9 protein-coding genes are annotated in these 11,979 nt (G+C 65.0%); all 9 read right to left on the bottom strand.

The window, feature by feature from the left end; genetic code table 11:
• Positions 1 to 183: 183 nt before the first annotated feature.
• Positions 184 to 594: a hypothetical protein gene (locus ACILSQ_RS30035; RefSeq protein WP_395747398.1), complete on the bottom strand. Its 411-nt coding sequence runs from the start codon at positions 592 to 594 to the stop codon at positions 184 to 186.
• The gene (locus ACILSQ_RS30030) at positions 587 to 1,564 is read right to left on the bottom strand and encodes a hypothetical protein (RefSeq protein WP_395747397.1); all 978 of its coding nucleotides are present in this window, start codon (positions 1,562 to 1,564) and stop codon (positions 587 to 589) included. The genes ACILSQ_RS30035 and ACILSQ_RS30030 overlap by 8 nt, the downstream gene beginning before the upstream one ends.
• Complete coding sequence (locus ACILSQ_RS30025; RefSeq protein ID WP_395747396.1) at positions 1,561 to 2,148, bottom strand: c-type cytochrome; 588 nt, start codon at positions 2,146 to 2,148, stop codon at positions 1,561 to 1,563. The genes ACILSQ_RS30030 and ACILSQ_RS30025 overlap by 4 nt, the downstream gene beginning before the upstream one ends.
• The gene (locus tag ACILSQ_RS30020; protein WP_395747395.1) at positions 2,145 to 2,678 is read right to left on the bottom strand and encodes a DUF3341 domain-containing protein; all 534 of its coding nucleotides are present in this window, start codon (positions 2,676 to 2,678) and stop codon (positions 2,145 to 2,147) included. Before ACILSQ_RS30020 ends, ACILSQ_RS30025 begins: the two co-directional genes overlap by 4 nt.
• A complete protein-coding gene (nrfD, locus tag ACILSQ_RS30015; RefSeq protein ID WP_395747394.1) occupies positions 2,675 to 3,994 on the bottom strand; it encodes an NrfD/PsrC family molybdoenzyme membrane anchor subunit in 1,320 nt (439 codons plus the stop codon). Before nrfD ends, ACILSQ_RS30020 begins: the two co-directional genes overlap by 4 nt.
• Entirely contained in the window at positions 3,991 to 6,888 is a 2,898-nt protein-coding gene (locus ACILSQ_RS30010) for a TAT-variant-translocated molybdopterin oxidoreductase (protein WP_395747393.1), read from the bottom strand. The genes nrfD and ACILSQ_RS30010 overlap by 4 nt, the downstream gene beginning before the upstream one ends.
• Positions 6,885 to 7,538: a cytochrome c3 family protein gene (locus ACILSQ_RS30005; RefSeq protein WP_395747392.1), complete on the bottom strand. Its 654-nt coding sequence runs from the start codon at positions 7,536 to 7,538 to the stop codon at positions 6,885 to 6,887. Before ACILSQ_RS30005 ends, ACILSQ_RS30010 begins: the two co-directional genes overlap by 4 nt.
• Positions 7,539 to 8,527: 989 nt before the next feature.
• Entirely contained in the window at positions 8,528 to 9,196 is a 669-nt protein-coding gene (pdeM, locus tag ACILSQ_RS30000; protein WP_395747391.1) for a ligase-associated DNA damage response endonuclease PdeM, read from the bottom strand.
• A complete protein-coding gene (locus tag ACILSQ_RS29995; protein WP_395747390.1) occupies positions 9,193 to 11,739 on the bottom strand; it encodes a ligase-associated DNA damage response DEXH box helicase in 2,547 nt (848 codons plus the stop codon). Before ACILSQ_RS29995 ends, pdeM begins: the two co-directional genes overlap by 4 nt.
• Between the last annotated feature and the right edge of the window lie 240 nt (positions 11,740 to 11,979).

Here is an 11,979-nt window from a genome sequence, read left to right as displayed (position 1 = left end):
TGCCTGGTGGTGTGAGCGGGACTTGTGGTTGGGTGGAGGCGTTGGGAGATGTGGAAGCGCTGATCGACGGGCAGGAACCGGAGCGAAGCGGAGATAGCCAGCCGCAGGCTGCCCGAAGGGCGAACGCAGTGAGGCAATGCCCATCGTACTTTTCTGAAGGCACGTGTGGTATGGAGTGGTGCCTCATGGTGTGCGGGGGGTGGTGGCTTTTTGCTGCTGCATCTCGAGCGGGGTCGCGGCTTTGCCACCGTTGATGCCACGCTGGGCGATGAGGTCCATGGCGTGGGAGATGGGGATGTGGAGGCTGGTTTTTGCGGGGTCGTTCCAGCCGGTGGATTCGAGGAGGGCCTGCTGTCGCTGGCGATAGGCGATGAGGTCTTCGCGTGGAGCGGACTGCAACGCAGGGCCGGGCGGGGTGAGGCTGGGACCTGTGCTGTGAGAGGCCTGAACCGGGGAGCTGGGGTGGGAGGAAAGCCAGCGCTGCAGCAGAAAGACACCCGCGCACACGAGCCCGACCACCATGGCGAGGCCGGCGATGAAGAGCCAGACGCCGCGGGTGCTGGCATCGCGTGTCTCGTAGCGGGGCTCAGGCATGGGCGGCCTCCTTTCTCGATGAGAGCAACCGGCGAAAGAGGAAGAGCCAGAGGGAGCCGATGATGATGAATGTGAGAGGCAACTGCCAGGGCAGCGCGAGGGTGCGGGGATGCAACGCGGGGGCGACGAGCCAGAAGATCTCGAGCACGGATGCCGCCAGCACGATGGCGGCGATGCGCGCGAGGCGGCGCGGGTCGCTCTTGGCGGCTTTGCTCAGCAGGAGGGCGAGCGGCAGGGCGAATTTTCCCAGCACCAGCAGCAGCGCCAGCCACTCCCAGCCGCCGCTCCAGCGTGGGAGATACCAGGAAATTTCACGCGGCAGGTTGCCGGACCAGACGAGGAGGAACTGGGAGAAGGAAACGTAGGCCCAGAAGATGAGGAAGGCGAGAAGGAGATTGCCGAGGTCGTGGCACTGCTTTGCAGTCAGTGTTTCTGCGTTTGTGCGGCAGGCGGTGAGCACCACGAAGGCGTGCGCGGCCACGAACTGGAAGAACATGAGGATGGTGGGAAAGATGGACGAGGAAAACTCCGGCGTGAGGGAGAGGGCCCAGTCGGTGGCGGAGAAGTTCATGCACAGGAAGAAGGCGATGAGTCCGCCGGCGCCGAGAGCGGCCTCCCGCCGGTCAGAACGCAGCACGAGGAAGGTTAAGAGCGCGCCGATACCGAGCGTGAGCGCGCTGCGAACATTGAAAAACGAAAGCGTGAAGTACGCGGCCTTGTGCGGCCAGTCGTGGGTGGCAAAGAGGGCGCGGTCTCCCCAGGGGTAAAGTGTTTCGGCACCGAAGGCGATGGGGAGGAAGAGGACGCCGAGCAGCGGCAGGGTGAGCGCTGCGGCCTCGCACGGAGCGCGCACCGCCTGCGCCCAGGCACCGCCGGTGAGAGCCTGCAGCAGGCGGTTTGCCAGCGCGCCGAAGGCCAGGCCGGACCAGAAAAGCCAGGCAATGAGCCAGGCCTCAAGGAAGGCTTTCATAAACCGCCTCCTTTCTGCGGAGGCGCTGCGAGGCGAGAGCGGTCGGCGTCTGGAACGTCCGCGAGGGTGGCATGCTGGCTGAGCTGCAAGGCGCGGATGTAGGCGACGATGGCCCAGCGGTCTGCCGCAGGCACGCGTGAGGCGTAGCGATACATGACGCCGTAGCCGCTGTGGATGACATTGACAAAATGGCCGACGGGCGCTTGGCGCAGGCGGTCGCTGTGAAACGTGGGCGGTGCGGGAAATCCGCGCTGCACGATCATGCCATCCCCTGCCCCGGTGAAGCCATGGCAGACGGAGCAGAAGACCTCAAACATCTCACGGCCACGTGTGAGCAGCGCGGGCGTGACGGGGTCGGGAAATTCGGTGGTGAGCTGTCCGTCGCCACGCAAACCGGTGTGGTAGGCGTCCGTGGCGCTGAGCTGGCCACGCGCGACGGTGTGCGCAGGCAGCGGGCGCATGGCGGCGCCGTCGGCGAAGAAGTCGCTGGGGGTGTAGGCTTCGTGTTTGGCCTGCTCGCCCATCTGGGGTTTGCAGGCGGCGAGGAAAAGCAGCAGCAAAAGTGCTGGAAGGCGCCTGATCATGCGGGCACCTCCCAGACGTTTTGGGCGCCGGCCTGACGGAGCAGTTCCGCGGCTTTCGCGGCATCGTAGCGGGTGTCTTTTGCGCAGATGCACAGGTAGCTGTGCGAGGCATTGCCGGCAGTGAAGCCGGGGGTGTTAAAAATGGGGTGGTGCAGGCGGGGCAGGCCGTTCAGCGCCAGCATGCCGAAGACGCAGGCCAGCGCGGCGCCGAGGATGGTCAGCTCAAAGGTGATGGGGATGAAGGCGGGCCAGCTATGCAGGGGCCTGCCGCCGACATTGAGCGGGTAGGCAATGGTGGCTGAATACCACATCATGCCATAACCAACCAGACCGCCGAGCAGGCCGCCGGCGAGGGTGATGAGCGGGACGGCGGTGCGGCGCATGCCGAGCACCTCGGCCAGGCCCTCCACGGCGTAGGGGGTGTAGGCCTCCAGCTTTGCGAAACCGGCCTCGCGGGCTTTTTTTGCGGCGGCGAGGACCGCGCTCACTTCGGCGAATTCGCCGACGGTGCCGTGGATGCGCGCGCTCATTCGGCCACCTCCTGCTTGCGCATTTCAGAGACGGCGATCATGGGCAGCACGCGGACGAAGAGGAAGAGCAGCGTGAGGAAGAGGCCGATGGTGCCCGCATAGGTGCCCCAGTCCCAGAACGTGGGGTGGAACTGGCCCCAGGCGGAGGGCATGAAATCATGCGAGAGGCTGCCGACCACAATGACGTAGCGCTCCGTCCACATGCCCACATTCACCAGGAGCGACACGACAAACAGCATGGCGGCGCTAGTGCGCACGGCACGGAACCAGAGGAGCTGAGGCACGAGGATGTTGCAGCCGAGCATGAGCCAGGCGGCCGGTGCGTAATGTCCAAAGAAGCGGTCCATCACTCCGGCGGCCTCCACCTTGTCATCGCTGTACCACGCGGTGAACCATTCGGAAAAGTAGCCGTAGGCGAGAATGAGACCGCTGGCGAACATGACCTTGGCACAGTTCTCCAGATGCCGCGGCGTGATGTACCCCTCCAGCCCGTACCAACGGCGCACGGGGATTATCAGCGTGAGCACCATGGCGAAGCCGGAGAAGATGGCACCGGCCACGAAGTAGGGCGGGAAGATGGTGGAATGCCAGCCGGGCACGATGCCGACGGCGAAGTCAAAACTGACCACGCTGTGCACGGAAATGACCAGCGGCGTGGCCAGCCCCGCGAGGAGGATGTAGGCGGACTCGTAGCGCTGCCAGTGGCGGGCGGAGTTCCGCCAGCCGAGGGCCAGCAGGCCGTAGAGCCGCCGCTGCCACAGCGGGCGCTGCTGCTGATCCCGCAAGGTGGCGAGGTCTGGCAGGAGGCCGATGAACCAGAACAGCAGCGAGACGGTGAGGTAGGTGGAGACGGCAAACACATCCCACACGAGCGGACTGCGCCACTGCGGCCACAGGCCCATGGTGTCCGGATAGGGCAGCAGCCAGTAAAAGAGCTGCGGGCGGCCGAGGTGAAGCAGCGGAAAGAGACCCGCGCAGGCGACGGCGAAAAGTGTCATGGACTCCGCAAAGCGGTTGATCGACGTGCGCCAGTTCTGGTGCAGCAGCAGCAGGATGGCGGAGATGAAGGTGCCCGCATGGCCGATGCCGATCCACCACACAAAATTCGTGATCGCAAAGCCCCACCCCACCGGGATGTTCACGCCCCAGATGCCGACGCCTTTGATGAGCAGCCATGCGATGCAGACGAGCAGAAGATTGAGCAGCAGAAAGGCCACGCCCAGACCGAGCAGCCAGCGACGCCCCACGGGCCGCTGCATCACCAGCGTGGTGATCTGCGCATTCACGCGTTCGCAGGTGTCAGCACTCGTGCTCATGCGGCGGGGATCTCCGGGTTGCGGTTCCACACTTTGGCCAGGTAGGTGGTGCGCGGGCGGGTGTTCAGCTCTGCCAGCAGCGCGTAGTTGCGCGGGTCTGCCCTGAGTTTTGAGACCTTGCTGGCGGGGTCGTTCAGATCGCCAAAGGTGATGGCCTCCGCGGGGCAGGCCTGCGCGCACGCGGGGGTGACGTCGCCATCCCGCAGTTCACGGCCCGCCACCTTGGCGGAGATGCGGGCGGACTCGATGCGCTGCACGCAGTAGGTGCACTTCTCCATCACGCCGCGGGTGCGCACGCTCACGTTGGGGTTGCGCTGAAGTTTGAGCTGCGGCGTTTCGGTGTCGACGAACTGCAGGAAGTTGAAGCGGCGGACTTTATAGGGGCAGTTGTTGGAGCAGTAGCGGGTGCCGATGCAGCGGTTGTACACCATGGCGTTGAGGCCCTCGCTGTCGTGCACGGTGGCGGCCACGGGGCAGACGAGCTCGCAGGGGGCGTTTTCACAATGCATGCAGGGCACAGGCTCATGCAGGATGGCGGGCGCTTCGAGCGTGCCTTCGAAGTAGCGGTCCACGCGCAGCCAGTGCATCTCGCGGTGCTTCGTCACCTGCTCGCGCCCGACCACGGGGATGTTGTTCTCCGACTGGCAGGCGATGGTGCAGGCGGAGCAGCCGATGCAGCTGCTCAAATTGATGACCATGCCCCAGGCGTGGCCTTTGGAGGCCACCTTGGGGTAGAGAGTTTCGTCTGCGCCGGGCGATGGAGAGGCTTTTTGCGCGAAGGCAGGATCGCGCTGATAAGCCGGCTGATCGGCATGGCGCACCAGCTCCCGGCCTTCCATGGCGGAGTGGTCCTGCGTGGTGGCGAAGGAGTGACGTGCGCCGGTGGGACGCAGCTCCAGGCCGTTGATCTGCCAGAGGGCGTTGGAGGTTTGCAATGCGTAAGCACTGAAGCCCAGCCCCGTGCCCACACGGCCTGCGCGCCAGCGGCCGTAGCCGAGATGAATGAGAACGCAGTCCTGCGCCATGCCGGGGAGAAGCCAGAGCGGAGCGTCCACATGTCTGCCACCCTGGCTGAGGGAGACGACATCGCCGTGGTTCAGGCCCAGCCGTTTTGCGGTGGCGGGGGCGATGTGGGCGGCGTTTTCCCAAACGAGTTTGGTCATGGGTTTCGGCAGCTCCTGAAGCCAGGCGTTGTTGGCGAACTGGCCGTCGTGAATGTGGGGATCTGGACGGATGAGCAGCGTGAGCCCGTTCGAGCCGGAAGCTGCGGAGGAAAGCGGAGCGGCGGGTGGCGGCGGGGTGCTGCGGGATGAATCCCGCGCTCCCTGACGGATCACGCCGTCATGGATGGAGGTGCGCCAGAAGGATTCGAAGTCCGCGCCGGTGTGCTGCTTCTGCCAGAAGGCGCGCACGGTTTCGTAGCCGCCTAGAGCAGATGGCTGGGCGAGCAGGACGGCCAAAATTTCATGCGCGGAGAGGCCGCCGTAGAGAGGCTCGATGAGCGGCTGCTGGATGCTGCACGTTCCATCGCAAGCGGCGGCGTCTCCCCAGGCCTCCAGCCAGTGGGCGGCGGGCAGGTGCCATGTGCAGCGGACGGCGGTCTCATCTGCATGGAGACCGTGATGCAGGCTGAGGGGAACCTTTGCCAAGGCGTCTGCGAAGGGAACATCCGCAGGCGCGGAGTAGGCGGGATTGCAGCCGAGGATGAACAGCGCGGCCACCTCTCCTGCAAGCATGTCTGCGCTCAGTTCCTGCAGGGATTGCAGAGGTGCGGGGAAAGCCACGGTGGCGGCAGGCGGCGCGGCATCGCCGAGGGCCTCGTTGATGCGGCGCACGGCGGCGTGCACGGCTGGCGGCTGAAACTCCCCGGCCACCACCAGAGCTCGTTTCGCATTCGCCTTGAGGTCTCGCATCACCGCTGGGAGCCATGCGGGTGCATCCTGAGGTGATGCCCCTTGCAGTGCCGCCTCCATCTGCTGCGCCAGCTGCTGGATCTCCTGCGGCGTGAGCACAAAGCGATGATCCGCCTGCGCGCCGGTGAGGCTCGGCGTGCTCTCCGCCACGTAGAGCCGCACCATTTTGCCAGCGGGATCGCGCCGCTTCTGAAACTGCTTCGTGTGCGCAACTGCCCCGGGGCCACAGGCGAGGAAGTCCGCATCGAGCGAGAAGATGACATCCTTCTCCGCCAGCGGGAGCGGCGCATGTGAGGCATGCAGATTGAGCGCGGGCTCATGCACACAGCAACGGGCCTGTGGATAACGGGCCGCAAGCCGAGCGATCTGGTCCAGCAGCGCGGGTGATGTGGTATGTCCTAATACGAGGCGCAGGCCGGCACCGCCGTTCTTTTCCCAAGCTGAACGCTGGGCCGTCAGTGTGGCAAAACAGTTGCTGACTGTGTCCGGCTGCCCCTGCCGCAGCGGCGTCTGCGAGCGGTCGGGATCGTAGAGCTGCAAAACAGCAGCCTGCATGAGCGCATCCGTGGCCCCGAGGCTGGCGGGGTGGCCGGGGTTGCCCTCGATCTTGGTGGGGCGGCCTTCGTGGCTTTCCACCAGCACGCCGCGTGCATAGCCGCTGAGCACCTCCGTGCTGGCAAAAAACAGCGGCTCGCCGGGAATGAGCTGCTCCGGCTGCTTCACATACGGCACCAGTTTTTCCATGGGCAGACGGCGGCAGGCAGACAGGCCGGCCAGTGCGAGGGAGGCGCCCATGAGCCCGAGAAAGCGGCGGCGGCTGCCAGCATCTGCAAACTCCGAGGCACCGGCGGGAAACTCACGCTGCACAGCGGCGCGAAATTCGGGCGTGTCCGCCAGCTCCTCCAGGCTGCGCCACTGCATGCCCCCCTGCCCCGTCGCGGCATGGTGGAGAAGTGCGGGATCCAGGCGCGGAGGGTTCATCGGTGGCAGGCGGTGCAGTTGGTCAGCGTGTCTGTCTCCACGTGGCGCTGGCGCATCCACCGGGCGGCCACGGTGGCGTCGGCGGGTTTGGTGTCGGGCATTTGAAACTGCGTGCCCGGCGCGCTGAGTCGCTGCGCGGGGTGGCGGTGGCAGTCCAGGCACCAGCGCATTTCAAACGGCTCCTGCCGCGCGGTCAGCGGCATGCGGTCCACGCGGCCATGGCACTCCATGCAGGCCGCGCCGGCCTTCACATGCACGCTGTGGTTGAAGTAAACAAAATCCGGGATGGTGCTCACGCGGGTCCACTGCAAGGGCCGGCCCGTGCGCAGGCTTTCCCGCACCGGCTGCAGCATGGGCGCGTCCTTCCAGACCTGCGAGTGGCAGGTCATGCAGGTCTCCGTGGCCGGCAGCCCCGCCTCAGCGGAAACGGCGACCGTGCTGTGGCAGTAGCGGCAGTCGATGCCCAGCTCGCCGGCGTGATGCTGATGGCTGAAAGGAACGGGCTGCTCCAGCGCCGTACCCACGCGTGTCATGTGGGAGGAGCCATTGACGGCGCTGAGCGCCCACACCAGCCCTGCCAATCCCAGCACGGCTCCCACCAGCGCCACGCGGGCGATGGTATTGGCCGAGCGCGGGAAAAGCTGGTTCATGGCAAAGGGGGGAGAAGTTCGAAGGAGCTGATCTCATCCCAGACGGCGGCGCGAGAAACGACGCCTGACGCGGCCCTGCGCACGCCATGCGTCATCGTATTCGGGAAGGAGATTCACGGTCTGAGCAGATCGTGTTTCAAAGGCTCCACGGTTGGTAAAGAATTTCGTCAACTGCGCAGCCAAAGTGCCGTCCGCGCCGGGGAGGCGCAGCCTCTGCGGTGAGACGAAAATGCGACCGCCACGGCAGGAGGCATGTCACGCTTTCCGGGACAAGATTCGGAGATCTTGCTGGTTTGCCTGAGCGAAATTTCAGCGGCCCTCCTGACCCGCTCATCGTTGCATTATCAGAGACCACTTCGAATGGTTCTCTCACCAACCATGAACGCCCTTGAGACACCGCCCCACCCAGAACCCGCCCTCCTCTCTCTGAAGGAGGCGTTGGATCTCCTGCGCGCCCAGTTATCCCTTCAGGACTGGGAAAAGGAAATCCAGCCAAAGGCTTTTGCTCCAAGTTCATGGCGCGACCGTGAGCGTTTCGCCTAGCGTCCAGGGTTTGATGCCGCCTGAACGCCGTCAGGGATAGAATCCAAGCGTGCCATCGCCCGCGCTTCCGCTCTGCATGAGGAAGCGAAACAAGCCATTCACACTTACCAAGAAGCGGGTGAAAGACTGCGGCATGAAATGCAGCTCCAAGCGGGGCGTTCTTCCAACATGCAGTCAAAAGGAAGCGGAAGCGCCACACGACGAAGCCGCCCGGGAGCCTGAACCCGGGCTTCATCCACCTCATCCCTCGTACGGTTGTCAGACCGCAGGGCCCGCTTGGTCCACGGACACGCACTAGGCGCGGCCCATGTCACACGACAGCCCGTCTGCCAAACAACGGGTGAGCGCGGCGCGGAGACGTGGAAGCCGAGGCTGCGATGAAAGCTTGAGAGCGCTGTGATGGCCCGGGCGCTCCCCCAGGTGCGGCCGTGCATTAAAAGCAAGACTCACTTTACCGCGCCGCTCACCTCGATCACCGCATCGGTGCCGACGAGGAAGACGCGGTCGGTCGCAGCGGGGCGAATGCCATGGGTGCCGGTGAAGGAGCCGAAGGCGGGGAGCAGGACGACGCGGGCGGAGAAGTGAAAGCAGGGCGCGCGCACGGAAGTGCCGAGGCGGTCTGAGAGACCGTAGGAGGGATGGATGTGCCCGGCGAGCACCACGGCCTCCGCATCTTCCTGCGGCTCGTGCCGGCAGTGAAAGGGGCCGAGCGGCCAGGGGCCTTTGACGCAGGTGATGCGCAGATCCTCGGGCAGCGTGCCGGAGCGGCGGTCGTGGTTTCCCTCCACCAGCACGATCTCCAGCGCGGCGTGGCTCTCGCGCCAGGTGCGGAGCGCGGCGAACATGGATTCATTCCTTCCCGTCTTCGCATGCAGGAAGTCCCCCAGGATGACCAGACGGCGGGCGGAGGTGTGCGTGAGGATGTGGGTGAGGCGCTCCAGGTCATCCTCATGCGAGGTCTCCGGCACGGGGATGCCGGCAAAGCGAAAGGCGGCGGCTTTGCCGAAGTGAGGGTCGGCAATGAAGAGCGTGCTCTCCGCAGCCCACCAGACGGCGCGCTCCGGAAGCAGGGTGAGAGTGGTGCCGCCCCACTCCAGCGTCACATCGTTTCTCATGTGTTCCTGGCCTCAGCCTCCAGTTGCTCGCTCATGCGGCGCACGCGGTCGGCCCATTTTTCCGTGGTGACCTGCGCCTGCACCCACATGGCCCACAGCGGAAAGGAGAGCGGGGTGAGGCGCTCGGTGTGGCGCAGCGTCAGCTTCATGGTCTGCGCGTGGGCCAGCGCCTCCTGCAAACGGCGCACCTCAAGCTGGCGTTCGATGACCTCACGCCGCGCCTGGTCCAGCAGGCGGTTGTCGGGCTCATAGCGGGAAAACATGTCGTAAAACAAACCACTGGAGGCCTGAACCTGGCGCGTGGATTTGGAGCTGCCAGGATAGCCCTGAAACACGAGGCCGGCGATGCGGGCGATCTCGCGAAATTTGCGGCGGGCGAGCTCGGTGGAATTGAGACAGTCGAGGATGTCCTCCACCAGCCGCTCGGGTGACAGCGTCTCGCGCCAGGTTTGCTCATCGAGATTCAGCGGCGTGGGTGTCATCAAGGCGAAGCCGTAATCATTCATGGTGAGGGCAAAGGAGCGCGGCTCGATTTTGCCCAGCCGATGCGCGGTGAGCACGGCGAGGCCCTCATGCGCGAGACGCCCCGCGAAGGGGTAGATGAAGTACAGCACGCCCTCACGGGTGTGCGTCCACTCGATGAGCAGCTCGTCCGGCTCGGGAATGAGCGACCATGCCGACTGAATGTGCAGCACAGGCTCCGCGGCGCGCATCTCCGGCGAGTCAAAGGTGCCGCGTTTTGCCTCCGCGAGCTTCAGGCGCACGGCGCGGGCGAGCTGGGTGGAGAGCGGCATCTTGCCGCCCATCCACTGCGGCACGCGGCGCGCGGTCTTCTTGCTCTTTCTCACAAAGGCGGTCATGTCATGCACGCGCACAAACTCGAGCTGAAAGCCCGCGAAGGCAAAGCCGTCCCCCTCTTTGAGCCGCGCGATGAAGGACTCCTCAATGCTGCCGAGGTGGCTGCCGCGCAGGAGGCGCACGGACATCATGGCATCGCTGGTGATGGTGCCGATGGACATGCGGTGAAAGCGCGCGATGTCCCCCTGGTCCACCGTGTAAAAATCGCCGTCCTGCCGCACGCGGCGGAACTGCGGGTAGGCGCGCAGGCTTTTTCCGCCACGTGTGATGAAGTCGATGACCCACTGCCATTCCTCATCGCTCAAATCCCGGAATGCATGCGTGGAGCGGATCTCCGCCTTGGTCTGCTCCTCGTGGAAACCACCGCCGAGCGCGAGAGTGACGAGGTGCTGCACGAGGAGATCCAGCGGACGCTCCACGGGCTCGCGCGCCTCCATTTCTCCGCGTCCGATGGCATCGCGCACGGCGGCGAACTCCACGAGCTCCAGCGCATGCGCGGGTACGCAGTAGATGCGGCTCACCGCACCGGGCTGGTGGCCGCTGCGCCCCGCACGCTGCAGCATGCGCGCCACGCCTTTGGGCGCACCGATTTGTATGACCTGCTCCACCGGAGAAAAATCCACGCCGAGATCAAGGCTGCCGGTGCAGACCACGCACTTCACCGTGCCCGCGCGCAGGCGCTCCTCCACCTCCTCCCGCTGCTGGCGGTCCACGGAGCCGTGGTGGAGGGCGATGTCCGCCGTCTCCACCCAGTCAGGCCGCGCGGCCTGGAGGGACTGGAACCACAGCTCCACCTGGGAACGCGTATTCACAAAGAGCAGCGTGGTGCGGCTTTTTTCCACGCGGCGGATGACCTCCGGCAGCATGCGCAGGCCCGCGTGACCGCTCCAGGGAAAGCTCTCCATGCTGCGCGGCAGCAGCGTCTTGAGCTCGAATTTTTTGTTCACGTGAGCAGAGACGAGCCGCGACTGCGCGGTCTGTGCAGTAGCGCCGAGCAGGGTGTGCAGCGCCTCAGTGAGATTTCCCAGCGTGGCGGACAGGCCCCACACGCGCAGGCCGGGAGCCCACTGCCGCAGCCGCGCGAGGCAGAGCTCCGCCTGCACGCCGCGCTTCGTCCCCATGAGCTCGTGCCACTCATCCACGATGACGCAGCGCAGCGAGGCGAATTTTTCTTGGGTGTCCGCATGCGTGAGCAGGAGAGACAGGCTCTCCGGTGTGGTGACCAGTGCAGTGGGAAAATGGCGGCGCTGCTTCTGCCGCACGGCGGTGGTGGTGTCTCCCGTGCGCAGTTCCACGGACCAGGGGATGCCGAGATCCGCCAAAGGGGCACGCAGGGACTCCACCGTATCATTGGCCAAAGCACGCAGCGGTGTGAGCCAGAGCACGCGGATGGGCTCGGTCTTCCTGGGCCACTTTGTGCGGTCTGGATTTGCCGCCAGCCACTCCAGCACGGGACCGCCCCAGACGGAATATGTTTTCCCCAGCCCGGTGGGTGCATGCACCAGACCGCTCTCCCCCGCCAGAAAAGCGGACCAGGCCTCCTGCTGAAAGGGAAAAGGTTTCCACTTTTTGCCTTTGAACCAGCCCGTCCAAAGGCGCTGCGCCGCAGCCGTACTGCGAGAGGCCGTGGGAATGATCGCGTCCGTGCTCTGAGGATTCAAGACAGTGATCTTTCGACGGGTCATGGCCGGCGGATGCATGAAGTTGCGCGGAACCTTTGCCGAGGATCACTGATGGAGCGAAGCAAGATTGTGCCGCCCGGGAATCATGAACTCATTTTTTTAAATGAGTGGCGCACCCGTCAGGATTCGAACCTGAAACCTTCTGATCCGTAGTTCCTTCCTTGCGGGTTTCCTCATGTTCGCCTTTGTGCGTCCTTGAACGCTGTAAATCCTTATGCAACAATGCATTCGACACTGTCTGAT

Source organism: Prosthecobacter sp. (assembly GCF_044227185.1).
GTDB lineage: Bacteria > Verrucomicrobiota > Verrucomicrobiia > Verrucomicrobiales > Verrucomicrobiaceae > Prosthecobacter.
This window is presented reverse-complemented; position numbering and strand designations above follow the sequence as displayed.

What these genes read in the sequence shown, in the direction of transcription:
- ACILSQ_RS30035 (WP_395747398.1), bottom strand. Translation starts at nt 594, where the DNA reads ATGCCTGAGCCCCGCTACGAGACACGCGATGCCAGCACCCGCGGCGTC.
- ACILSQ_RS30030 (WP_395747397.1), bottom strand. Translation starts at nt 1,564, where the DNA reads ATGAAAGCCTTCCTTGAGGCCTGGCTCATTGCCTGGCTTTTCTGGTCC.
- ACILSQ_RS30025 (WP_395747396.1), bottom strand. Translation starts at nt 2,148, where the DNA reads ATGATCAGGCGCCTTCCAGCACTTTTGCTGCTGCTTTTCCTCGCCGCC.
- ACILSQ_RS30020 (WP_395747395.1), bottom strand. Translation starts at nt 2,678, where the DNA reads ATGAGCGCGCGCATCCACGGCACCGTCGGCGAATTCGCCGAAGTGAGC.
- nrfD (WP_395747394.1), bottom strand. Translation starts at nt 3,994, where the DNA reads ATGAGCACGAGTGCTGACACCTGCGAACGCGTGAATGCGCAGATCACC.
- ACILSQ_RS30010 (WP_395747393.1), bottom strand. Translation starts at nt 6,888, where the DNA reads ATGAACCCTCCGCGCCTGGATCCCGCACTTCTCCACCATGCCGCGACG.
- ACILSQ_RS30005 (WP_395747392.1), bottom strand. Translation starts at nt 7,538, where the DNA reads ATGAACCAGCTTTTCCCGCGCTCGGCCAATACCATCGCCCGCGTGGCG.
- pdeM (WP_395747391.1), bottom strand. Translation starts at nt 9,196, where the DNA reads ATGAGAAACGATGTGACGCTGGAGTGGGGCGGCACCACTCTCACCCTG.
- ACILSQ_RS29995 (WP_395747390.1), bottom strand. Translation starts at nt 11,739, where the DNA reads ATGACCCGTCGAAAGATCACTGTCTTGAATCCTCAGAGCACGGACGCG.